The following is a 23,256-nucleotide window of genomic DNA, read 5'->3' on the forward strand; positions in this document are numbered from 1 at the left end:
AACAGCGCGCCGACCAGCAGCAACCGAGCCCCCACCCGCCGCGCCGCGTGACCGCCTTGTGTCACCGCGGGACGAGCTTCGCCGCCGGCTCGCGGCGCTGTCGGACGCGCCGCGTGACCAGCCCGCCTCACCACTTGTAGAACCGCAGGTAGTCGAACGACGCGGTCACTGCGGGCGAGGCGCCGCCGTGGGCGATCAGGCCGATGCGCGGGCTCGTGCCGGCGGGGAGTGTCCACACTCCACCCCAGGTCCAGTGCTTGCCGTCGCGGCTCACCCCCGGCCGATATTCGTGCTCCCCGTTGACCGGGTCGACGTGATGGGCCAGCCGCAGCCACGTCACCGTTTCCCCAGGTGCGCCGACGATAGTGCCGCCGTACGACAGTTTCCCGGCGTACGGCATCTCCTTGCCGAACTCGACCTGCCGCGTGTTCCAGATCGCCACCGCACTGAGCCGCGCGAAGAGATCGTCATCGGCGTAGGCGATCAGCCCGGCCTGCTGGTAGTTGCGCACGGTGTCCTCGCCGAGCGGCAACGCCACCCTGGTCTCGGCGATCCAGCTCCCCTCCGGCGGCTTCCGCAGCAGCACACCGGCGTCGTTCCCGCTGCCGGTGAGGTCGGCGCCCTGCACCGGCCACCGCAGCGCTCCCCCACTGACGGTCACCGCCGGGTCCGGCCTTACGAACTCCCATGTCGGACCGAGATCAGCGAATTCGTCCGACACGAGCAGCCGGCCCGGAACCGGCGTGGGCGGCGGCCGATCATGCCCGTCGGAAGCCCACGCTCCCCCGTTCACCGTCGGCCAGCCGTTGAGCCAGTCGAGGCGGTCGATCAGCATCGGGCGCTCGTTGATCCCGTACGGCTCGTCCAGGAACGGATCGTCGCGGTCGATCGCGTGGTAGACGAACCAGTCCTGGCCACGGCGATCGGTGACCAGTCCGTTGTGGCCGGTGCCGACCCAGCGGTTCCCGTTCGGCGCGATCACCGGCGTACCCCCGGCCCGCGACACGTCGAGCCGCAACCCGTCACGGTCGGTGAACGGGCCGAGCGGACTGCGCGACCGCCCCACCGACACGGAGTATCCGGTCGTCGGACCGGCACAACAGTTGGCCGACGACGCGAAGAGGTAATAAAACCCTTCCCGCCGTACGACGTACGCGCCCTCGAACTTGTTGTCGATCGCGACCCGCGTGGCCGGCCCGGTGACGCGCAGACCGTCGGCGGTGAGCTCGCTGACCCAGATGCCGCCGAAGTAGCTGCCGTAGTAGAGGTACTTGCGCCCGTCCGGGGTGGTCAGCTGGGCCGGGTCGAACGTCCACCACCAGCCCCCGCCCGGCGCCGCACGCGGGGGCACGGCCGGCTCGGGCGCCCAGGTCCACGGCCCGGTCGGGGTGGGCGCGGTCGCCACGCCGATCGCCGACGCGCCCGCCCCGGCCGACGTCTCGGTCACCGTCGCGTAGAGAACCCATCGGCTGCCGATCCGCCGGACGTCCGGGGCCCACAGCGACGCGCTCGTGGACGCGTACGGGGGAAGGGTCTTGAACGCATCTCCCACATAGGTCCAGCGCTGGAGGTCGGACGAGCGGGCCATCGGGATGCGGTGCGTGACCTTCTCGCCCTCGCGCAGCGGGTCGGACGTGCCGTACGCGTAATAGAGCCCGTCGTCGCCGCGGACGATGACCGGGTCGGCGAACGTGTCGGCAAACCCGGCCGAGACCGGGTTACGCGAAGCCGTAATCCCAGCCGTGGCCGGTGCCATGCTCCAGCCGATGGTGGTGATTGCCGCGGCAAACACGGCGGCCGAACGCCTGAGCATCGTCACCGAGGTCCGTCGCATGGTCATCCCTTCAGGCCGGATCGGGAGACGCCCTCGATCACGTAACGCTGGGCGACCATGAACAGGATCAGCACCGGGATGCTGGCGACCAGCGCGCCGGCCATGATGACCGGGTAGTTGATCGTGTAGGCGCCCTGCAGGATGGCCAGGCCCGGCGGCAGGGTGAACTGGGACGGGCTGAACAGCACGTAGACCGGCCAGATGAAGTCGTTCCAGTTGGTCAGGAAGCTGATCACGGCCAGGGTGGCCAGGGCCGGCTTGGACAGCGGCAGCACGACCCGGGTGAAGATCTGCCAGGCGTTGGCGCCCTCGAGCACGGCCGCCTCTTCCAGTTCGCGCGGCAGGCTCAGGAAGAACTGCCGCAGGAAGAACACGCCGAACGCGCCGGCCGCCCCGGGGATGATCAGCGCCCACAGCGTGTCGAGCATGCCGAACCGGTCGACGATCAGGAAGTTCGGGATGATCAGCACGAAGCCGGGGATGAACAGCGTGCCGATGATCATCGCGAAGATGACGCGTTTGCCGCGGAACTCGAGGCGGGCCAGGGCGTACGCGGCCATCGAGGCGACCGCCAGCACCAGGATCGCCTGGCCGGTGGCGGCCAGCACGCTGTTGAGGAACCAGCGCAGCACCGGCGTCTGCGAGTTGCCGAGCAGGGTGTCGAAGGCGCCCGCGGTCGGCTCTTGCGGGAACACCGTGGGCGGCACCCGGGTCGCCTCGCCGGGGGTCTTGAACGCGGTCAGCAGCATCCACACCAGCGGCGCGATGAAGATCAGGCTGAGTCCGATCAGGACGGTGTACCAGGCGACGGGCTTGACACGGCTCATGCGTCCTTCTCCCGGAACAGGCGGAACACGAGCAGGCTGATCACCAGCAGGCCGGCCGTGAGCAGGTAGCTCATGGCGGCGGCGCTGCCCATCTTGAAGTCGGCCAGGCCGGTCTGGGCGATGTACATGATCGCCGTCCGGGTCTCGGTGCCCGGCGCGCCCTGCGTGATCAGGTAGGACTGGCCGAACATGTTGGCCGACACCAGGATCGTGTTGACGGTGACGAACAGCAGCACCGGTCGCAGACCGGGCAGGGTCACGTGCCGGAACTCGGCCCACCGCCCGGCGCCGTCGATGCGCGCCGCTTCGTACAGCTCGCGCGGGATGTCCTGCAGCCCGGCCAGGTAGATCACCGCGTTGAAGCCGAGCGTCCACCACACGGTGACGCCGACCAGCGTGACCCAGCCCCACGGCAGCGCGGTCGTCCACGGGGTGTCGCCGGGCAGCCCGACCGCGCCCAGGATCGCGTTGACCACGCCCAGGTTGGGGTCGAGCAGGAAACGCCAGAGCACGCCGATCACCGCGACCCCGAGCACGTACGGGGCGAAGTAGATCGCGCGGAACAGGGTGCGTCCCCGGAACCGGCGGTTGAGCAGCAACGCCAGGGCGAGCGGGACGGTCAGCAGCAACGGCACGCTGAGCACCGTGAAGATGCCGGTCGCCGACATGCTCTCCCAGAAGAAGCTGTAGACCGCCGAGTTCGAGTCGAAGAGGGCCGAATAGTTGTCCAGCCCCACGAACGGCTTGCCGGGCAGCAGGTAGTCCCAATCGTGCAGGCTGATCCAGATCCCGTACGCGGCGGGCGCGATCACGAACGTGGCGAAGACCACCGCGTACGGGAGAAGGAAAAGATAGGGAGTGAGCGGCCCGTGACGGCGCACCCTGGTGGCGGTCTCAGCTGCCATATTTCTTGGCGTTCTGCTCCAGGAGCTGATCGGCCTTGGCGGCGCCGTCGCTGAGCGCCTTGGCCGGGTCCTTGCGTCCCAGGACGGCCTCGTTGATCGAGGTCACGACGGTCGCCATGACGTCGGCGATGCCGGGCTTGGGCGGCAGGAAGTGCAGGTAGTCGATCTGCGTGCCGATGGCCGACTGCTCCGGCAGGGCCTTGAAGTCGGCGCTGTCGCGGATCTCCTTGCGGGCCGGCACCTGACCACCGCGGGCCCATTCGATCGAGTGCTGACTGATCCAGTTGATGAAGACCTTGCCCGCGGTCAGCTTGTTGTCGTCCTTGGTCTTCTGCTTGAACTGCACGAAGTTGTGCGAGCCGGCCCAGGCCGCCTTCTGGGTGCCGATCTGGGGCAGTGCGGACACTCCCCATTGGAGGTTCTTGTCCTCCTTGAGCGTGTTGATGGTCCAGATGCCGTTCCAGTTGAACGCGTTCTTGCCGTTGCGCAGCGCGATGATGTCGGCGTCCTGGGCCACGTTCTTGGGGCTGTAACCGTTCTTGACGTGGTCGGTCATCCAGGTCAGGGCCTGCACGCCGGCCTGCTCGGCGAACATCGCCTTGGTCGCGCCGTCGTCGAACAACTGGCCGCCGAACTGCCAGAGCAGCGACTGGAACTGCATGCTGCCGGTGAACTCGAACGGGGTGACCCAGTCGCCCTGGATCCCCTTGCCCTTCATCGCCTCGAGCGCCGCCTGGTACTCGTCGTTGTTCGTCGGCGGCTTGTCCGGATCGAGCCCGGCCTTCTCCATCACGGCCTTGTTGTAGAAGAAGCCGAGCGGGTGCACGTCGAGCGGGATCGCGTAGCGGGTGTTGTTGTAGATGCCCGCGTTCCACACCGGCGGCGAGAAGTCGTCGGCGGTCAGGTTGAGCGCCTTGGACAGGTCCTCCAGCGGCAGGATGACGCCGCGGGCGGCGTTGGTGGCGACGTGGTCGACGTGCATGATGCCGACGTCGGGGCCGTTACCGGTGGCCACCGCGGCCGGCACCTTCTGGTAGTAGTCGGCCCACTGATAGGTGTTCATCGACACCTTGATGTTCGGGTGCTCGGTGTTGAACTGGTCGACCAGCTTCTTCATGAACGGGCCGTCGCCGCCGGTGAAGCCGTTCCAGAAGGCGAGCGCGACGTTCGGGCCGGTGTATTCGGTGGCGGCCGGCGCGGCGTTCTGGCCACCGCCGGTGACCTTCTCGTTGGGGCCGCCGTCGCTGCACGCGGCCAGGAGCATGACGCCGCCGGCGCCTATCAGACCTCGTCGTGTCAGGTTCACTATGACTCCTCGGGATGCAGGCACAGGGCGTGCCAGGAGACGGGCGGGAGGACGATCTCGTTTCCGTTTGCCGCCGGCTGCTCCGAGCCGAGCGTCAGGTGCTGCCGGATCCGGTGCCGCGGGAAGGCCCGCAGGTCGACGGTGAGCGGCACCGGCTCGGTGCCGCGGTTGACGACGAAGACGGTGAGCGCTCCCGACTCCTCGTCGTGGGTGGCGACGGCGTCGACCGCGGGCACGTCGCCGAACCGGCCGGTGGTCATCGCGGGGCCGGTCAGCGCGGGCCGCAGCACGGTGCCGCGGGCCAACCGGGCGGTGTGCGCGAACGGGTGGAAGATGGTCTGCCGCCAGGCCCGCCCGCCGGCCTCGGTGCGGATCGGCGCGATCACGTTGACCAGCTGGGCCTGGCAGCCGACGGTGAGCCGGTCGGCGTGCCGCAGCATGCTGATCAACAGGTTGCCGACCACCATCGCGTCGGTGTCGTTGTAGTCGTCCTCGATCAGGGCCGGGGTGTCCTCGATCGGCCGGTCCTCGGGCTCGGTGAACCGGGACTGGTACCAGACGTTCCACTCGTCGAGCGAGAGCTTGATCCGCTTGGTCCGGCGCAGTTTCGCCCGTACGTGGTCAGCCGTGGCCACCACGTCGTCGATGAACCCGTCGAGGTCGACCGCCGACGCCCGGAAACTGGCCTCGTCGTGTTTCTCGGGGTCGTAGTAGGTGTGCAGCGAGATGTAGTCGACCTGGTCGTACGCGTGCTCCAGGACGGTGGCCTCCCACGCCGCGAAGGTCGGCATGTCCGAGTTGGAGCTGCCGCAGGCGACCAGTTCGATGCTCGGGTCGACGCGGCGCATGGCCTGGCCGGCGCGGGCCGCCAGCCGCCCGTACTCGTCGGCGGTCAGGCTGCCGATCTGCCACGGGCCGTCCATCTCGTTGCCCAGGCACCACAGCCGTACGTCGTGGGGCTGCGCGACGCCGTGCTTGCGGCGCAGGTCGGCCGCCGCGGTGCCGTCGGCCAGGTTGCAGTACTCGACCAGCTCGGCCGCGGCTTCGATGCCCCGGGTGCCGAGGTTGACCGCCATCATCGGCTCGACCCCGGCCAGCGACGACCAGCGCATGAACTCGTTGAGCCCGAACGCGTTGCTCTCCAGGCTGCGCCAGGCCAGGTCGAGCCGGCGGGGGCGGTCGCCGCGCGGGCCGACCCCGTCCTCCCAGCGGTAGTTGGAGACGAAGTTGCCGCCCGGGTAGCGGACCGTGCTGACGCCCAGCTCGCGGACGAGCTCGAGCACGTCCTGCCGCAGGCCGTCGTCGTCGGCGGACGGGTGACCCGGTTCGAAGATGCCGGTGTAGACACAGCGGCCCATGTGCTCGACGAACGAGCCGAAGAGCCGCCGGTCGACGGGACCGACCACGAAGGCCGGGTCGAGAGTGAGGTGCGCCACTGCCATGCCAAGTTTTTACAACGTTGGATTCAACGTTGTAAAGAGATCACCGTCAGGTTCTCGAAACATCGCCGAAATGAGTGGGTCTCAGGTTCCCCGCCCCGCAACCGATCAGCACCAGAGACGGTTCGTGCGAGCGGGAGGACACAGCCTTGTCGAGCACCGAAGATCTCCTGGCCGAGCTCAAGAGCCAGGTCGAGGCGTACGAGCGAGGGTCGGCCACGGCCGAGTACGACCCCGAGGGCCGGCTCCTGCGGGCCAACGACGCCTTCGCCGAGCTGGTGGGCGTCGATCCGGCCGCGATCGCCGGCACCGACCACCGTTCCTTCGTCTCCCCCGAGGTGGCCGGGTCGGCCGAGTACACCGAACTGTGGGAGCAGTTGCGGGCCGGCAGCAACCTCACTGGTGAGTTCCGGCTGCTCTGGCAGGGCGGCCGCGACCGGTGGATCCGCTCCAGCTGGGTGCCGGTGAAGAACCGCGCCGGTGCGGTGGTCAAGGTGATCGAGCACGCCCTCGACGTGACCGCGGGCAAACGGGCCGCGGCCGACGCGGCCGGCAAGATCCAGGCGATCTCCCGGTCCCAGGCGGTGATCGAGTTCGACCTCGAGGGCCACGTCCTGGACGCGAACGACAACTTCCTCGACCTGATGGGCTACCGCCTGGACGAGATCCGCGGCCGGCACCACCGGATCTTCGTCGACGCCGACGAGGCCGCCCGGCCGGAATACCGGGCCTTCTGGGAGAAGCTCGGCCGGGGCGAGTTCCACTCCGCCGAGTACCGGCGCATCGCCAAGGACGGCCGGGACGTGTGGATCAGGGCGACGTACAACCCGATCCTCGACCCCGACGGAAAGCCGATCAAGGTGGTCAAGTTCGCCAACGACGTGACGGCCGAGAAGCTGCGCAATGTCGAGTTCGCCGGGCGGCTGGCCGCGATCGACCGCTCGCAGGCGGTGATCGAGTTCGATCTGGACGGCCGGATCCGTACGGCCAACGAGAACTTCCTCAACACGGTCGGATACACGCTGGACGAGATCGTCGGCCGGCATCATTCGATGTTCTGCACCGACGAGTACGCCCGGTCCGAGGAGTATCGGGATCTCTGGGCGGATCTACGCAACGGCGAGTTCCGCTCCGGCCGCTTCCACCGGCTCGGCAAGGACGGCCGGGACGTGTGGATCCAGTCCAGCTACAACCCGATCCTGGACCTCTCCGGGCGCCCGGTGAAGGTGATCAAGTATGCCTATGACGTCACCGCCCAGGTGCGGCTGGAACAGCAGCTCAAGGTCGCGGTGTAGCTCCCGTCGTGCTCTCCCGCACGATCAGCCGGTGATCCACGCGTAGCTCGCGCGGCGCGCCCGCCGCGGCCGGCCCGTCGCCCAGGCGCTCGGCCAGCAGGTCGACGGCGAGCTGGGCGATGCGTGGTGCGTCCGGCGCCACCGTGCTCAGCGTCGGCGTCGAGAACCGCCCGTCCTCGATGTCGTCGAAGCCGATCACCGCGACGTCCTCCGGCACCCGCACCCCGCGCGACAGCAGCGTGCGCAGCGCACCCAGGGCGAGCAGATCGTTGAAGCAGAACACCGCGTCCGGCGGTTCGGCCGCGTCGAGCAGCCGGGCCATCGCCGCGGCGCCGTCGGCCCGGTGGAAGCCCTCGACCGGCATCTCGAGCGCCGGGTCGGTCCGCAGGCCGGCCGACGCCACGGCGGCGCGATAGCCGGCCAGACGCTGGTGGGCGGTCACCGCCGACGCCCTGTCCTGCACCCCGATCGCGGCGATCCGGCGCCGGCCGAGCGAGGTCAGGTGCCGGGTGGCGTCGGACGCGGCCGCGGTGTTGTCGATGGCCACGTGGTCGGCCGGTCCGTGCCAGACCCGCTCGCCGAGCAGCACCATCGGGGTGCCGTCGCGCTGGGTCAGTTCCTCCCCGGCCAGGGCCAGCGGGCTGAAGATCAGGCCGTCGATGGCGTGCCGGCGCAGGCCCGCGACCAGGTTGCGTTCGCGTTCGGCCTGGCCGTCGGTCTGGTCGATCAGCACGGTCCACGAGCGGCGCTCGGCGGCCTGCACGATCAGCCCGGCGATCTCGGCGAAGTAGGGCGACTGGAGCTCGGGGACGGCCAGCGCGATCACCCCGGACCGGCCGCTGCGCAACTGCCGGGCGGCGAGGTTTGGCACGTAGCCCAGTGCGTCGATGGCCGCCTGCACCCGGGCGCGTGTCGCGGGGGCCACGTGCACATATCCGTTCACGACGTTGGATACCGTCTTGATGGAGACACCGGCCCGCGCGGCGACATCCTTCAGGCCCGGCGGCACGGAGAAGGACTATACAACGTTGCAGTACTTTAATCCGATCACCCGCGTGAGCTAAGGGTGCGCTAAACGATCTGTAACCGCGATTACCGTGGCCGCATGTCTCTGAGCGCAGCGTGTCTGCCTTTGAAGGAGTCCGCGGTGCACCTCGAGTGCGATGTCGACGCGTCCGTCGTTCTGCTGACGGTGAGCGGGCGGTGGGATCGGGCGCTGTGGCAACGCACCACCGAGCGGCTCACCAAATGCCTGGCCGAGCATCCCGAGGCGCTCATCGTCGACCTCACCGGGCTCGACGATCCGGCCGGCGCCAGCGCGACCACCTGGATGACGGCGCAGCGCAACGCCGCCGCATTGGCGCCGTCCGTGCAGCTGGCCCTGTGCATCCCGCCCGACCTGCCGCTGGCCGACCGCATGCAGCGTCTCGGCGCCCGGCGCTACCTGCCGATCTATGCCAAGGTGCGGCAGGCCCGGGTGGCGATCGCCAGCCGGCTGCCGATGACCGAACGGGCCGTGCTGACGCTGGGCGCCGGCCCGGAGTCGCCCAGCCTGGCCCGCAATCTGGTCAGCGACGCCTGCCTGGCCTGGGATCGGGTCGAGCTGCTGCATCCGAGCCGGTCGGTGATGAGCGAGCTGGTCAACAACGCGATCGAGCACGCGGGCACCGAGATGACGGTCGTGGTCAGCCTGCGCGGGGCGGGCCTGCATCTGAGCGTGGCCGACGGCGTCGCCGCGCCGCCCCGGGTGATCAAACTGAGCCGGGTCCGCCGGGATCAGCCGCTCGACGAGCGCGGTCGTGGACTGCAGGTGGTCAGTGCGCTCGCCGTGGCCTGGGGATCGCTTCCCACCCGTACGGGAAAGGTGGTCTGGGCGACCCTGCAACCACCTCTCGCCCCGGCACCGAAGCAGCCGCGGAACAGAGCTCCGCGGCTGCCGTCGACCGTCCGTAACGAGGGGCCTACTGGGCCTCGATGATCATGCCGGCACCGACCGTCCGGTTGGTGCTCTCGTCGATCAGGATGAAGCCGCCGGTCGTGCGGTTGCGGCGGTACTCGTCGGCCAGCAGCGGCACGGTCGTGCGCAGCCGCACCCGGCCGATCTCGTTGAGCTGCAGCTCGCCCGCCTTGTCGTCGCGGTGCAGGGTGTTGACGTCGAGCCGGTACTGCAGACCGCGGACCACCGTGCGGGCCGAGCGGGTGGTGTGCTTGATGGCGTACTTGGCGCCGACCCGCAGCGGGGCCGTCTCGTCCATCCAGCAGACCATCGCCTCGATGTCCTGGGCGACGGCCGGGGCGTTGTGCGGACGGCAGATCATGTCGCCCCGCGAGATGTCGATCTCGTCGTTGAGCCGCACCGTGACCGACATCGGCGGGAACGCCTCGTCGACCGGACCGTCGGCGGTGTCGATGCTCGCGATCGTGCTGGTCATGCCGGACGGCAGCACCATCACCTCGTCACCCGGCTTGAGCACGCCCGAGGCGACCTGGCCGGCGTAGCCGCGGTAGTCGGTGACGGTGGTCGACTGGGGACGGATCACGTATTGCACCGGGAACCGCACGTCGACCAGGTTGCGGTCGCTGGCGATGTGCACGTGCTCGAGGTGGTGCAGCAGCGACGGGCCCTCGTACCACGGGCTGTTCTCGCTGCGCGACGCGATGTTGTCGCCGTTGAGCGCGGACACCGGGATGATCGTCAGGTCGCCGATCTCGAGCTTGGCCGCGAACGAGGTGAACTCGTCGGCGATCTTGTCGTAGACCGATTTGTCCCAGTCGACCAGGTCCATCTTGTTGATGCACAGCACCAGGTGCGGCACCCGCAGCAGCGACGTCAGGAACGCGTGCCGGCGGGACTGCTCGACCAGGCCCTTGCGCGCGTCGACCAGGATCAGCGCCAGGTCGGCGGTCGACGCCCCGGTGACCATGTTCCGGGTGTACTGGATGTGCCCCGGGGTGTCGGCGATGATGAACTTGCGCTTGGGCGTCGCGAAGTAGCGGTAGGCCACGTCGATCGTGATGCCCTGCTCGCGCTCGGCCCGCAGGCCGTCGGTGAGCAGCGCCAGGTTCGTGTACTCGTCGCCGCGCGACGCGCTGGCCGTCTCGACCGCTTCGAGCTGGTCTTCGAAGATCGTCTTCGTGTCGTACAGAAGCCGGCCGATCAGGGTCGACTTGCCGTCGTCGACGCTCCCCGCGGTGGCGAACCGCAGCAGGTCCATGCGCGCGGACGGCGCCGCCTCGTTCTCCAGGACGGCCTGACTCATCAGAAGTAACCCTCTCGCTTGCGGTCTTCCATCGCGGCCTCGCTGACCTTGTCGTCGCCGCGGGTCGCGCCGCGCTCGGTGATCCGGGTGGCGGCGACCTCGTCGATCACCTTCTCGACCGTGTCGGCCTCGGAGAGCACCGCCGCGGTCTGGGAGGCGTCGCCCACCGTGCGGTAGCGGACCCGGCGGACCTCGGAGGTCTCGCCGTCACGCAGCCGGATGAACTCGTTGACCGCGTAGAACATCCCGTCGCGCTCGACGACCTCACGGTCGTGCGCGTAATAGATGCTCGGCAGCGGGATGCGCTCCTTGGCGATGTAGTGCCAGACGTCGAGCTCGGTCCAGTTGGACAGCGGGAACACCCGGATCGACTCGCCCGGGTGGTGCCGGCCGTTGTAGAGCGCCCACAGTTCGGGCCGCTGGTTCTTCGGGTCCCACTGGCCGAACTCGTCGCGGAAGCTGAACATGCGCTCCTTGGCGCGCGCCTTCTCCTCGTCGCGCCGGGCGCCGCCGAACAGGGCGTCGAAGCGGTACTTCTCGACGGCGGCCAGCAGCACCGGGGTCTGGATCCGGTTGCGGGTGCCGTCGGGCAACTCCCGCACGTGGCCCGAGTCGATCGCCTCCTGCACGCTGGCGACCACCAGGTTGAGCCCCAGGCCGGCGACCCGCTGATCGCGGTAGTCGAGGACCTCGGGGAAGTTGTGGCCGGTGTCGACGTGCATGACCGGGAACGGGATGCGGGCCGGGGCGAACGCCTTCTCGGCGAGCCGCAGCATCACGATCGAGTCCTTGCCGCCCGAGAAGAGCAGGACGGGACGCTCGAACTCGGCCATCACCTCCCGCATGACGAAGATACTCTCGGCTTCGAGAGCATCAAGGTGCGAGGCGCGGTAGGGCTTCGTCTGGCTCATCGGTGGGTTCCAGACCTCTCCGGGGGTTTGCGGCCGTGTTGCATATAGGGGGAACCGTCATTCTGACGGAAGGTGACGCTGCAACGCTGCAAGCAACCGAGGAGCGAGATCCTTACGGCACACCACCAGGTCCGGCAACTTAGGGTCGGCCTCGTTGTATTTCAGCTCAGAACCGTCGATTCGGCTAGCGTGCAGGCCCGTGGCCAACGCCACAGCGACCGGCGCGGCCGAGTCCCACTCGTACTGCCCGCCCGCGTGGACGTAGGCGTCGGCGTCCCCGTTGATCACCGCGGCGATCTTCACCCCGGCCGACCCCATCGGCACCAGCTCGGCCCCGATCTCCTCGGCCAGGGCGGTGACGAAGGCCGGCGGGCGGGTCCGGCTGGCCGCGATCCGGATCGGGCCGCCGGTGGCGGCGTTCAACGGCAGCGGCGGGTACGCCGGAGCGTGATCGGTGGCGATCGTCCGGTGCTGGGCCGGCATCGCGACCGCGCCCGCGGACAGGCAGGCCGGGCTCGAACAGTCGGCCGTCCACAGGGCGACGTGCACGGCCCAGTCGGAGCGGCCCTCCTCGGAGAACTCGCGGGTGCCGTCGAGCGGATCGATGATCCACACCCGGGAGGCGCCCAGACGCTCGGGCCGTACGGTGGAATGCTCGCCCTCACGCCACGCGTCGCGGGCGTGATCGTCTTCCTCGGAGAGCACCGCGTCGGCCGGGCGCCAGCGGGCCAGCTCGGCCCGCATCAGGTGGTGCGCCGCCTTGTCGCCCGCGGCCTTGAGAGCCTTGCCGTCGGCGAAGCCCGTCTCGTCCCGCACCTGCAGCAGGATCTGCCCGGCGCGGTCGGCCAGCCATCGGGCGAAGGCCGCGTCGTTCACCGGCGGGACACCGCCGTCACTGCTCTCCCGCTGGGAGGTTACGCGCGCCGACGTCTCTGTCCGCTCGCCCATGCTGTTCGTCTCCCCAAGTTCAGTACGCTCCCGACGACCGCACCACTGCGGTCATGGTGCGCAACAGGATGACCAGATCCAAACTGAGGGTCCAGTTCTCCACATAGCGCAGGTCCAACCGGACCGCTTCCTCCCACGGTAGGTCGGAACGTCCAGATACCTGCCACAGCCCGGTCATGCCCGGCTTGACGGCGAGCCGGCGCCGCACGTCGTCGGCGTACGCCGCCACCTCGGAAGGCAACGGCGGCCGCGGCCCGACCAGCGACATCTGCCCCAGCAACACGTTCAGAAGCTGCGGCAGCTCGTCCACCGAGAAACGGCGCAGATATCGCCCGATCCGGGTCACCCGCGGATCGTCACGCATCTTGAAGAGCACACCGTCGTGCTCGTTGAGATGCCTCAGCTCGGCGAGCCGCGCCTCGGCATCCACATACATGCTGCGGAACTTGAAGATGCGAAACAATCGGCCGTCCCGACCGACCCGCACCTGACGAAAGAGTACCGGCCCCCGTGACGTGCATCGCACCCCCAGTGCGACGGTCAGCAGCAGCGGCCCGAAGATCAGCAGAAGGGCGACCGCCCCGAGCCGGTCGAACGCCTCCTTGACCAGCCTCGATCCGCCGTGCAGACGCGGGTGCTCGACGTGCAGCATCGGCAATCCGTCGAACGGCCGGATCGTCGTCCGGGCACCGGCCACATCGACCAGCGCACTCGCCACCACCAGGTCGACCTCGTCGCGCTCGAGCCGCCAGGCCAGCCGCCGCACGGCCGCGCCGTCGAGTTCCGGACAGCTGAGCACCACCACGGTGTCGGCGTCGGCCTGCTCGACCGCACCGGCGACATCGTCGAACGTGCCGTACACGGTCAGACCCTGCGGCCCGCCCACACCCACCCCGTCGTGGCCCGGCGGCAGACACGCGCCGACCACCTCGAGCCCGTGATAGCGCTCCCGCTTCAGCTGCCGGCTCATGCCGATGACCGACAGCTCGTGCCCGACCAGGATGACCCGGCGCATGCTCTCGCCCCGGGCCCGCGTCAGATGCAGCCGCTTGCGCAGCGCGAACCGCAGCACCACGGACGAGACGATCGCGGCCGGCAGCGCGGCCAGCACATAACCCCGGGCCAGATCCAGACCGAGCCCGTACGAGACCAGCGCCACGCCCGCGATCAGGCCTACCCCGCCGCGCAGCACCCGCTGATACTCGTCGGTGCCGACGAACAAATACCTTCGCTCGTACGCCCGGGAGACCGCGAGGACGGCCAGCATGAGCACCGGCAACAACGCCGAAAGAATCATGTACGCGAGGTTGTAGCTGGTCACCTCGTCGCCGAATCGCAGCCCGAAGGTGACCGCGCCGGAGGCCGTCGCCGCGGTCAGGTCGCACAGCACCAGCGACCGCACATAGCTGCGCTCCCAGCGCTGCCGGCGCGACATGGCCGCATGCCGGCCCCTGACCCGGACGAATGGGCGGGTCAGGGGCCGGGCTGCGGCCGACTTGCTGGGACGGTCCGACCAGTGCCGGTCGATCGCCTTGTTACGGGCCGGTCCACCCTGGGCCGCCCGGGGCGGGGCGTTGTCCGGCTTGCCGGCGCTCTTCGGACGCGGCCGGGCCGTCGCACCCGCCGGCGGCGGGTTCAGCGGCGGGTTCAGCGGCCGGGTCGTCGCCGCTCCCGCCGGCGGCGGGCTCTGCGGAACGTTGGGGGCCGGGATCCGGGTGCGCAGCGGGCCGAAGTTGGCCGGCGGGTGATTGGCCCAGCCGTAGCCCTCCGGCGGGCACACCGTCCGCGTCCCCGACTCCTCGCTGTCGTGCGTACGCACCGTGCGCACGGGTCGCACCGCCGGCAGCAACACTGTCGGCTGCGAGAGCACCGCCTCCGTGGAGGACAGATCCCGCCGCATCCCGAACCTCCCCCACCCGCCGGTCAATTCGCACCGAACCGGTGCATACGTGTGACCAACGGTCGGACGGTCGAAGGCGACACGGGGCCGTTAGGCGGACAAAACCGCCCAAACGATCTATCGGTTTCGACCTCGTGAGATCAACCGCCGTGGTATTTGTTCTGCGCCCACTCCACGCCCTCGAGCACGACCGCCTCGACCACATCAGCCGCCCGGTCGACGAGAAACTCCAGCTCCTTGCGCTCCGCACCGGAGAAGTCGGAAAGCACGTAGTCGGCCGGATCCTGCCGGCCCGGCGGACGGCCGATCCCGAACCGCACCCGCGCGTACTCCTTGCTCGCCAACGACTTCGACATGGACCGCAACCCGTTGTGGCCACCCTCACCACCGCCACGCTTGGCCCGCACCTGCCCGTACGGCACATCCAACTCATCGTGCACGGCAATCACGTTCGCCACCGGCACTTTGAAGAACTGTGCGAGCGACACCACAGGCGCGCCGGACAGGTTCATGAAGGTCAGCGGCTTGATCAGCACCAGCTTCGGCCCACCGAAGCCAAGCCTGCCCTCGGCCACCTCGGCGTGCGCACGCTTCGACCGGCCGAACTTCGCGCCCACCCGCGACGCCAGCAGGTCGGCCACCATGAACCCCACGTTGTGCCGGTTCCCGGCGTACTCCCGGCCCGGATTGCCGAGCCCGACCACCAGCCACGTCGAATCGTCGACCACAACAACTCCTTACATGCGTCTGGGGAAAGTGCCGTCCGGCACTTTCCCCAGTCACTGCTCGTACGCCGACCCGGCGTCCTACGGCCTTACTCCGCGGCGGGAGCCTCTTGCGACTCGCCCTCGGTCGCCTCGGCGGCCTCGCCGCTGTCACCCTCGAGCTGCTCGGCGGTCTGCGCCTGCGAGATGATCGCCAGCACGAACTCGGGCTCGACGGCCAGGTCGACACCGTTCGGCAGCGTCACGTCGGCCGCGGTGACCTGCGAACCCGCCTCGAGGCCCTCGATGGACACCTCGAAACCGGACGGCAGGTGCATGGCCTCGGCAACCACGGCCAGGGTGGTCGACTCGTTGACGACCAGGGTGTTGCGGGCGGCCTCACCGGTCAGCGTCACCGGGACGTCGACCTGGACCTTCTCGCCACGCTTGACGATGATCAGGTCGATGTGCTCGTAGGTGTCCTTGATCGGGTCACGCTGGATCGCCTTGGGCAGGGCCAGCGTGGCGCCCGAGGCACCAGCGATGTCGATGGTGAACACGGTGTTGATCCCACCGTGCCGGATCGCGGCCGCGAACTCACGGGCCGGCAGCGCGATGTGCACCGGCTTCTCGCCGTGGCCGTAAAGCACGGCGGGCACCAAACCGGCCCGGCGCGTGCGGCGGGCACCACCCTTGCCGAACTCGGTGCGGGGCTCGGCGCTGATCTTTACCTCGGACACGGGGAAACTCCTGAAACTCTTGGATCGGGCTGCGACGTGGTCGGCGAACTGGTCCGGCAGTGTGGGTAACGCAAACGGCCGCCGTCGGTGCTGGAGGCCGTCGTCGGCGCTGCCGGGCAAGGGGGCGCGCTGGGCACAGGCCCGGAGCACCGCGTCGATCACGGTGCCCCCGAAATGGCTGCGAACCTCAGCAGACCGCGGGGCACCCTCGCCGTGGCAACCGCACTAGCTTACCTGCTACGTGCACGCACGCCTCAGCGGGTCCGCCCCGCTCAGGCAGTCTGCGCAAACTTCACCCGGTCGGATGCAAGTTGCAGGCTCTGCTTTTAACTCAAACCGCCGAACAGGGTCGTCACCGAACCGTCGTCGAAGACCTCACGGATCGCCCGCGCCAGCAGCGGCGCGATCGACAACACCGTGATCTTGTCGAGCCGCTTCTCGGGCGGCAGCGGCAACGTGTTCGTCACCACCAGTTCGCTGATCCGGCTGTTCTTCAACCGCTCGGTCGCCGGATCGGACAACAACGCGTGCGTCGACGCCACGATCACATCAGCCGCGCCCTCATCCCACAGGATGTCGGCCGCCTTCGTGATCGTCCCGCCCGTGTCGATCATGTCGTCGACGATCAGGCACACCCGGCCCTCGACCTCACCGACCACCCGGTTGGCCACCACCTGATTCGGCTTCAACGGGTCACGGGTCTTGTGGATGAACGCCAGCGGGCAGCCACCCAGCCGGTCGGTCCACCGCTCGGCCACCCGCACCCGGCCCGAATCCGGCGCCACCACGGTCATCGGCCGGCCCGCGTACTTCTTCTGCACGTGCTCGGCCAGGATGTCCATCGCGAACAGGTGATCGACCGGGCCGTCGAAGAAACCCTGGATCTGGGCGGTGTGCAGGTCGACCGTCAAAATCCGGTTCGCACCCGCGGTCTTCAACAGGTCGGCCACCAGCCGCGCCGAGATCGGCTCACGACCCCGGTGCTTCTTGTCCTGCCGTGCGTACGGATAGAACGGCAGGACCACGGTGATCCGCTTGGCCGAACCCCGCTTCAACGCGTCGATCATGATCAGGGTCTCCATGACCCACCGGTTCACGCCCTCAGTCATCGACTGCACGACGAAAGCGTCGGACCCACGAACCGAATCCTTGAACCGGACAAAAATCTCACCGTTGGCGAACTCGTATGAATCCGCCGGGGTCGGTGCCACACCGAGCACCTGGCCGATCTCCTCCGCCAGCTCGGGGAAACCCCGCCCGGAGAAAAGCATCAGAGACTTGCGGTTCTCCGCGACGATGCTGCCCATCGGCTCGCTACTCCCGTTGGATCGAGGGGGTGGGGATGTGACCGGAGTGAAGTATCCCCCGCGGCCACTCCGCCGCCACGTTCCGACGGCCCCGGGTGGCATGCCTCACCCCACCAAGACCCGCCAGCTCAGACACCATCAGGAACACAACGGCAAAGCTGTCGGATACCCGGCAGTAGCCCTACCGCAACCTCCAGCTAACCACTTCCCGCGTCACTCGGCGGCAGCATCCTTCTCGGCCAGCGCCCGCTCGGCCGCCGCGGCCGACACCGTGCCCGGCCGCTTCCGTGCCACCCAGCCCTCGACATTGCGCTGCGGCGCCCGCGTCACCCCCAGGCTGCCCGCCGGCACGCCCTTCTGAATGGCGCTGCCGGCCGCCACATATGCACCCGGCTCGATCTCGACCGGCGCGATCAAGACGGTGTCGGAACCCACGAACGCGGCCTCACCCACGGTCGTGTGACTCTTGTTCACCCCGTCGTAGTTGGCGAAAATCGTGCCCGCCCCGATGTTGGCCTTCGCGCCGATCGTGGCATCACCCACGTACGACAGATGCGGCACCTTCGCGCCGTCACCCAGCTCGGCGTTCTTCGTCTCGACGAAACCGCCGACCTTCGCCTTACGGCCCAGCCGGGTGCCCGGCCGCAGGAACGAGAACGGCCCCACCGTCGCCTCCGGCCCGACCTCGGCCCCGATCGAATGCGTGCGCAGAACCACCGCGCCCGCACCCACCGTGGTGTCGATCAGCGTCGAGTCCGGCCCGATGATCGCGCCCGCGGCCACCGACGTCGCCCCCAGCAACTGCGAATTCTGGTCGATCTCGACATCCGGCTCCAACGCGACGGTCACATCGATCCAGGTGGTGGCCGGATCGAGGATCGAGACACCCGACCGCATCCACGCCTGATTCACCCGGTCACGCAGCAACGCCCGCAGACTCGCCAGCTCGGCCCGGTCATTGCAGCCCAGCGTCTCGTCGGCATCCGGCGCGACAAAGACACCGACCGGGTGCCCGACCGAAGCCATGATCCCGAAAACGTCGGTCAGATACTCCTCGCCCTGGTCGTTGTCGGTCGACAACTTCGACAGGGCCTCCCGCAACGACGCCAGGTCGAACGCGTAGATGCCGGCGTTGATCTCCCGGATCGCCCGCACCTCAGCCGACGCGTCCCGCTCCTCGACGATCCGCTCCAGCCCACCGGACGCGTCCCGCACGATCCGGCCCAGGCCGGTCGGGTCGCCGACCTCGGCCGCCAGCACGGTCGCCCCACGCGCGCCCGACTCGTGCGCCTCGATCAGGCTCGCCACCGTCTCGGCCCGCAACAACGGCACATCACCGTTCAGCACCACGACAGTGCCGGTCGCCTCCGGAGCCGCCTCGAGAGCGATCCGCACGGCGTGACCGGTGCCGTTCTGCTGCGCCTGCAGAACCGGAGTGACACCAGGCGCGACCTCGGACAGGTGCGCCTCGACCAGGTCGGCCTTGTGCCCCACGACCACGATCGTCTGCCCGGCCCCGGCGGCCGACGACGCGGTCAGCACGTGACCGAGCAGGGTGCGGCCGAGCAGCGGGTGCAGCACCTTGGGCGTAGCGGACTTCATCCGCTTGCCCTCCCCGGCGGCAAGAACGACAACGGTACGAAGAGGGGCCTGACTCACGCGCAACTCCATTGCTAGCAGTGCCGACGCGGCGCCAACCCAACCGCTCGCCCATACCACAAGATTGCTCGGCTGTCAGGACTCGAACCTGAAATAGAGAAGTCAAAGTTCCCGGTGTTGCCAATTACACCACAGCCGATTGTGCTCGATGGCCAGACTAGCGCCTGCCGGCCACGGCCAGAATCTACTATCCCAGCCGACGTCGGCTTGCCCCGGCCACGATCCCACCCATGACTGCCTCGACCTCCCAGTAGAGCCTGCTGGATTTGGGCACGTAGACCATCAGGCAACCCCGATAGGAGTCACCGACGTTCAATCGGACGGTGGATGGGTTGTGCTTCTTGAGGGTTGCCCGGCGAAAGTCTTCGACCGGCACGCCCACAACGTCGGCCCACCAACGAGTAGCAGCCGGGATGTCCGCGGTCTCGTGAATGCTCAATCGATACGTCAACTTCCCGCGCTCCACGCCGAGCAGCTCGACATATCTCAGGAAGAGCAGAATCAGGCCGGGATCACTGTTGATGTACTGCAGGCCCTTCGAGGTCTTACCCCACGGCTTCTCCTTCGCTCCCTCGCACCAATACGCGACGGCGCCGGTCAGGATCAGCTCGCGGTCGGTCAGGTCACCCACCCAGGCCTCGAGCCGCTCGCCAGTCGCCGCCCGCGCCGCATCGCGTTCCTTCCGATGAGGCTCCCATCGCACCTCGTCCATCCGTGCGACCCGTCGCCGCTCTCGCTCCGCCGCCTGCTCAGGCGTCTGGTCCAACGGCAGATGTTTGGTCCACTGGTAGGCAGTGGACTTCGAGACGCCGACCTCCAAGGCAATCGCCGGAACCGTGGCACCCTCGAGCCGGAGCTCGATCGCCCTCTCCTTGAGGTCGTCTTTGGCGTTGGGCCGGCGCGTCCACTCCGGCGGATTGATGCCGCTGAGCCACTCGCTGAGCGTGCCGTTGCCTACCCCGAACCGCTGCATGAGCTGCGACCTGGACAGACCTGGATCGATACGGAGCCGCCGCGCCTCCGCACGCCGCGGATCCTCTACGTTCTCGCTTGTTGTCATGTACCTACATTAGGACGACCTGATGACGTCCGGTAGATATGTAGATGCGCAGATGCCGCCACACCGCCGATTTCCGGCATTCATCGCGGGCTGCTGGCTTCCGGACGGACCTGGCAGGATTGTCCGGTGACCGATTCTGGCGACACCGACGGCAAGCAGCGGCGTTCCCGCCCGCCCACCACGAGGGTGCGGATGTCGGCCGCTCAGCGCCGCGAGCAGCTGATCGCGATCGGCCGTCAGTTGTTCGCCGAGCGGGGCTACGACGCCACCAGCGTGGAAGAGGTGGCGGCCCGGGCCAAGGTGTCCAAGCCGGTCGTCTACGAGCATTTCGGCGGCAAGGAGGGCCTGTACGCGGTCGTGGTCGACCGGGAGGTGCGGGCTCTGCTGGACCGGATCGCGGCGGCTCTGACGGCGGGTCATCCGCGGGAGCTGCTCGAGCAGGCGGCTCTGGCTCTGCTGGATTACATCGAGGAGGAGCCGCACGGTTTCCGGGTGCTGGCGCGGGAGTCTCCGGTGTTGTCTCCGGCCGGCACCTTTTCGAGTGTCATGAACGACGTGGCGCACCAGGTGGAGCACATTCTGGGGGCCGAGTTCAAGTCGCGGGGGCTGGATCCGAAGTTCGCCGAGCTCTATTCGCAGGCTCTGGTGGGCATGGTCGCGCTGGTGGGCCAGTGGTGGCGGGAGGCGCGGAAGCCGAAGAAGGAGATGGTGGCCGCCCATCTGGTGAATCTGGCGTGGAACGGCCTGTCACATCTGGAGGCGAAGCCGGCGCTGCTGACCCGGAAGATCCGGTAGCGGCGCCGGCGGGGTGTGCCCAGCGATCAGGCGGGGCGGCCTTCGCGCACCTGGCGCGGGGCGCCGGCCTGCCCGGTGGGGGCGGTCTTGAGGTAGAGGCTGGCGGTGATCAGGATGAGGCCGACGAGGTAGGTGACCACGACGGTGGACATGCTGAAGCCGAACAGGTTGGCGTCGGTGCGGTTGGTGGCGAGTTCGTAGCTGCCGGCCACGAGCAGGGCCCAGCCGAGGTATTTGTCGGCTTCGGTGTCGAGGTTGCGGCCCATGGCGCTGGTGGCGAGCACGATCACGCCGACGGCGAGGGCGATGATCGACCAGAGCAGGTTGGTCTCCTGGCCGAGCACCCGGACGCCGGTGATACCGGTGAAGCTTTCGCCGGAGGTCTGGATCAGGCCGACGATGCCGAAGACGACCAGGTAGGCGCCGGCGACGAAGCTGAGCGCGCGGTAGAGAGGCCGCAGCGGGTGGTTGACCGGCGTGTGCGCCATGTGTCCGTCTCCAAGGTCGGTTGCTGTACTCGCCGATTCTCGCGTATCCCGGTCAAGCGGCGCAGGCACACCCCCCGGATCAGTTTCCGGGCACCTGTTCGGCCAGTTCGAGCCAGGCTTCTTCGACTTCGGCGCGTTCGTTCTGGGTGGCTTTGAGCTGTGCGTCCAGTTCCATGATCTTGTCGTAGTCGCTGCCGTGGTCGGCCAGCTTCTCGTTGATCTTGACGATGCGCTCTTCGAGCTTGGCCAGTTGCCGTTCGAGCCGGGCCAGGTCTTTCTTGGCCTGCCGCAGATCTCCGGCGGAAAGACCAACCGCGGTTTCCCGTACGCCGTCAGGCGCGGAAACGCCGGGCATCGTGCGCGACGCGGTGCGGGCGAGGTATTCGTCGACGCCGCCGGGCAGGTGCACGAGGCGGCCGTCGCCGAACATGCCGTAGGCCGTGTCGGTGACCCGTTCGACCAGGTAGCGGTCGTGGCTGGCGACGATCATGGTGCCCGGCCAGGAGTCGAGCAGGTCTTCCAGGGCGGCCAGGGTGTCGGTGTCGAGGTCGTTGGTGGGCTCGTCGAGCAGCAGCACATTGGGCTCGCCGGCGAGCAGGCGCAGCAGCTGCAGCCGGCGCCGCTCGCCTCCGGAGAGATCGCTGACCGGGGTCCAGATGCGCTTGTCGGTGAAGCCGAAAACCTCGGCCAGCTGGCCCGCGGAGAGTTCCCGGTCGCCCAGCTTGACCCGCTTGGCGACCTCTTCCACGGCCTCGAGCAGGCGCAGGTCGCCGGGCAGCTCCTTGAGTTCCTGGCTGAGGAACGCGGCCCGGACGGTCGAGCCGGTCACCAGGCGGCCGCCGTCGGGGCTGGTGGTGACGCCGGCCAGCAGGCGCAGCAGGGTGGTCTTGCCGGCCCCGTTGGCGCCCAGGATGGCGAACCGGTCGCCCGGCCCGACCTGCCAGGTGAGCCCGTCGAGGATGGTCTTGGGCCCGGCCTTGAGCGTGACGTTTTCCAGGTCGTAGACCTGCTTGCCCAGACGCGAGGTGGCCAGCCGCTGCAGGCTGACCTGGTCGCGGGCGGGTGGGACGTCGGCGATCAGCGCGTTGGCGGCGTCGATGCGGAACTGGGGCTTGGAGGTGCGGGCGGGCGGGCCGCGGCGCAGCCAGGCGATCTCTTTGCGGAGCAGATTCTGCCGGCGGGCCTCGACGACGGCGGCGACCCGCTGGCGTTCGGCCCGGCTGAGGATCCAGGCCGCGTAGCCGCCCTCGTAGGTGTGCACCTGCTCGTCGACGACCTCCCAGGTCGCCGTGCAGACGGCGTCGAGGAACCAGCGGTCGTGGGTGACGACGGCGAGGGCGCCGCGGCGGGTGAGCAGGTGGCGGGCCAGCCAGTCGACACCGGCCACGTCGAGGTGGTTGGTGGGCTCGTCGAGGATCAGCAGGTCGCTCTCGCGGACGAGCAGGGCGGCCAGCGCGACCCGGCGGCGCTCGCCCCCGGACATCGGTCCGACGGGCGTCTCGAGGCCGAGATAGCCCATGCCGAGGCCGTCGAGGATGGCGCGCACCCCGGCGTCGCCGGCCCATTCGTGCTCGGCGCCCATGCTCTGGGCCAGCCAGGCGGTGCCGAGCACGACGTCGCGCACGGTCGCCTCGGCGGCCAGGTCGAGCGTCTGCGGCAGGGTGGCGACGCGCAGGTCACGGCGGTGGGTGACCCGGCCGGAGTCGGGCTCCTCGCTCTTGGCGAGCAGCCGCAGCAGGGTCGATTTGCCGGCCCCGTTGAGGCCGACGATGCCGAGCCGGGCATCGTCGTCGAGCCCGAGAGAAACGTCGGTGAGCAGCTGGCCGGCGGCGCCGTAGCCCTTGCTCACCCGGTCCAGGTTGATGATGTTCGCCACGA

General features: G+C 68.9%; 20 protein-coding genes and 1 tRNA gene. 3 read left to right on the plus strand and 18 right to left on the minus strand.

All coding sequences use genetic code 11. The annotated features are described in order from the left end of the window. Positions 1–127: 127 nt before the first annotated feature. The 5 genes from KOI35_RS05510 to arfA are packed head-to-tail and all read right to left on the minus strand — an operon-like array spanning position 128 to position 6,314. On the minus strand, positions 128–1,840 hold the full coding sequence (locus KOI35_RS05510; RefSeq protein WP_246612613.1) for a glycoside hydrolase family 43 protein: 1,713 nt from the start codon (positions 1,838–1,840) through the stop codon (positions 128–130). Then, complete coding sequence (locus KOI35_RS05515) at positions 1,837–2,661, minus strand: carbohydrate ABC transporter permease (RefSeq protein ID WP_215784951.1); 825 nt, start codon at positions 2,659–2,661, stop codon at positions 1,837–1,839. Before KOI35_RS05515 ends, KOI35_RS05510 begins: the two co-directional genes overlap by 4 nt. After that, positions 2,658–3,566 carry a carbohydrate ABC transporter permease gene (locus tag KOI35_RS05520; RefSeq protein ID WP_215784952.1) on the minus strand — a complete coding sequence of 303 codons (909 nt, stop codon included), beginning with the start codon at positions 3,564–3,566 and terminating at the stop codon, positions 2,658–2,660. Before KOI35_RS05520 ends, KOI35_RS05515 begins: the two co-directional genes overlap by 4 nt. After that, on the minus strand, positions 3,556–4,872 hold the full coding sequence (locus KOI35_RS05525) for an ABC transporter substrate-binding protein (protein WP_308120799.1): 1,317 nt from the start codon (positions 4,870–4,872) through the stop codon (positions 3,556–3,558). Before KOI35_RS05525 ends, KOI35_RS05520 begins: the two co-directional genes overlap by 11 nt. Further along, positions 4,872–6,314 carry an arabinosylfuranosidase ArfA gene (arfA, locus tag KOI35_RS05530; RefSeq protein ID WP_215784953.1) on the minus strand — a complete coding sequence of 481 codons (1,443 nt, stop codon included), beginning with the start codon at positions 6,312–6,314 and terminating at the stop codon, positions 4,872–4,874. Before arfA ends, KOI35_RS05525 begins: the two co-directional genes overlap by 1 nt. A 146-nt stretch (positions 6,315–6,460) precedes the next feature. Between arfA and KOI35_RS05535 the strand changes: the two genes are divergently transcribed. Further along, a complete protein-coding gene (locus tag KOI35_RS05535) occupies positions 6,461–7,606 on the plus strand; it encodes a PAS domain-containing protein (protein ID WP_215784954.1) in 1,146 nt (381 codons plus the stop codon). Here the strand turns inward: KOI35_RS05535 and KOI35_RS05540 are convergent. After that, complete coding sequence (locus KOI35_RS05540) at positions 7,590–8,615, minus strand: LacI family DNA-binding transcriptional regulator (RefSeq protein ID WP_215784955.1); 1,026 nt, start codon at positions 8,613–8,615, stop codon at positions 7,590–7,592. The genes KOI35_RS05535 and KOI35_RS05540 overlap by 17 nt on opposite strands. 96 nt (positions 8,616–8,711) lie before the next feature. On the opposite strand from KOI35_RS05540, the gene KOI35_RS05545 reads away from it, so the two are divergent. Beyond that, positions 8,712–9,584 (plus strand): ATP-binding protein, encoded by an 873-nt coding sequence (locus KOI35_RS05545; RefSeq protein WP_215784956.1) that lies wholly within the window; start codon positions 8,712–8,714, stop codon positions 9,582–9,584. Here KOI35_RS05545 and cysN read toward each other — a convergent pair. From cysN to KOI35_RS05595, 10 genes are all read right to left on the minus strand, one after another. Beyond that, on the minus strand, positions 9,568–10,866 hold the full coding sequence (gene cysN, locus KOI35_RS05550; RefSeq protein WP_215784957.1) for a sulfate adenylyltransferase subunit CysN: 1,299 nt from the start codon (positions 10,864–10,866) through the stop codon (positions 9,568–9,570). The genes KOI35_RS05545 and cysN overlap by 17 nt on opposite strands. Further along, complete coding sequence (gene cysD, locus KOI35_RS05555; RefSeq protein WP_215784958.1) at positions 10,866–11,777, minus strand: sulfate adenylyltransferase subunit CysD; 912 nt, start codon at positions 11,775–11,777, stop codon at positions 10,866–10,868. Before cysD ends, cysN begins: the two co-directional genes overlap by 1 nt. Positions 11,778–11,834: 57 nt before the next feature. Next, positions 11,835–12,725, minus strand: a complete 891-nt coding sequence (locus KOI35_RS05560; RefSeq protein ID WP_215784959.1) for a 3'(2'),5'-bisphosphate nucleotidase CysQ — start codon at positions 12,723–12,725, stop codon at positions 11,835–11,837. 19 nt (positions 12,726–12,744) lie between these two features. Continuing rightward, entirely contained in the window at positions 12,745–14,625 is a 1,881-nt protein-coding gene (locus KOI35_RS05565) for a sugar transferase (RefSeq protein WP_215784960.1), read from the minus strand. Between the two features lie 140 nt (positions 14,626–14,765). Then, positions 14,766–15,353: an aminoacyl-tRNA hydrolase gene (gene pth / locus KOI35_RS05570; protein ID WP_215784961.1), complete on the minus strand. Its 588-nt coding sequence runs from the start codon at positions 15,351–15,353 to the stop codon at positions 14,766–14,768. An 86-nt stretch (positions 15,354–15,439) separates the two neighbouring features. Beyond that, a complete protein-coding gene (locus KOI35_RS05575) occupies positions 15,440–16,069 on the minus strand; it encodes a 50S ribosomal protein L25/general stress protein Ctc (RefSeq protein WP_215784962.1) in 630 nt (209 codons plus the stop codon). 326 nt (positions 16,070–16,395) lie between these two features. Further along, positions 16,396–17,376 (minus strand): ribose-phosphate diphosphokinase, encoded by a 981-nt coding sequence (locus tag KOI35_RS05580; protein WP_215784963.1) that lies wholly within the window; start codon positions 17,374–17,376, stop codon positions 16,396–16,398. Positions 17,377–17,589: 213 nt separating this feature from the next. Beyond that, entirely contained in the window at positions 17,590–19,035 is a 1,446-nt protein-coding gene (gene glmU / locus KOI35_RS05585; RefSeq protein ID WP_215784964.1) for a bifunctional UDP-N-acetylglucosamine diphosphorylase/glucosamine-1-phosphate N-acetyltransferase GlmU, read from the minus strand. Between the two features lie 67 nt (positions 19,036–19,102). Next, positions 19,103–19,174 (minus strand) — tRNA-Gln (locus KOI35_RS05590). A gap of 48 nt (positions 19,175–19,222) precedes the next feature. After that, complete coding sequence (locus tag KOI35_RS05595; RefSeq protein WP_215784965.1) at positions 19,223–20,095, minus strand: helix-turn-helix domain-containing protein; 873 nt, start codon at positions 20,093–20,095, stop codon at positions 19,223–19,225. Between the two features lie 126 nt (positions 20,096–20,221). Between KOI35_RS05595 and KOI35_RS05600 the strand changes: the two genes are divergently transcribed. Further along, the gene (locus KOI35_RS05600) at positions 20,222–20,890 is read left to right on the plus strand and encodes a TetR family transcriptional regulator (RefSeq protein ID WP_215784966.1); all 669 of its coding nucleotides are present in this window, start codon (positions 20,222–20,224) and stop codon (positions 20,888–20,890) included. A gap of 26 nt (positions 20,891–20,916) precedes the next feature. Here KOI35_RS05600 and KOI35_RS05605 read toward each other — a convergent pair whose 3' ends face one another. Both KOI35_RS05605 and KOI35_RS05610 read right to left on the minus strand, forming a co-directional pair. Beyond that, positions 20,917–21,378, minus strand: a complete 462-nt coding sequence (locus tag KOI35_RS05605; RefSeq protein WP_215784967.1) for a DUF4383 domain-containing protein — start codon at positions 21,376–21,378, stop codon at positions 20,917–20,919. Positions 21,379–21,457: 79 nt separating this feature from the next. Continuing rightward, entirely contained in the window at positions 21,458–23,254 is a 1,797-nt protein-coding gene (locus tag KOI35_RS05610; protein ID WP_215784968.1) for an ABC-F family ATP-binding cassette domain-containing protein, read from the minus strand. Positions 23,255–23,256 lie beyond the last annotated feature (2 nt).

The sequence above is a fragment of the Paractinoplanes bogorensis genome (assembly GCF_018829635.1).
GTDB classification, from domain to species: domain Bacteria; phylum Actinomycetota; class Actinomycetes; order Mycobacteriales; family Micromonosporaceae; genus Actinoplanes; species Actinoplanes bogorensis.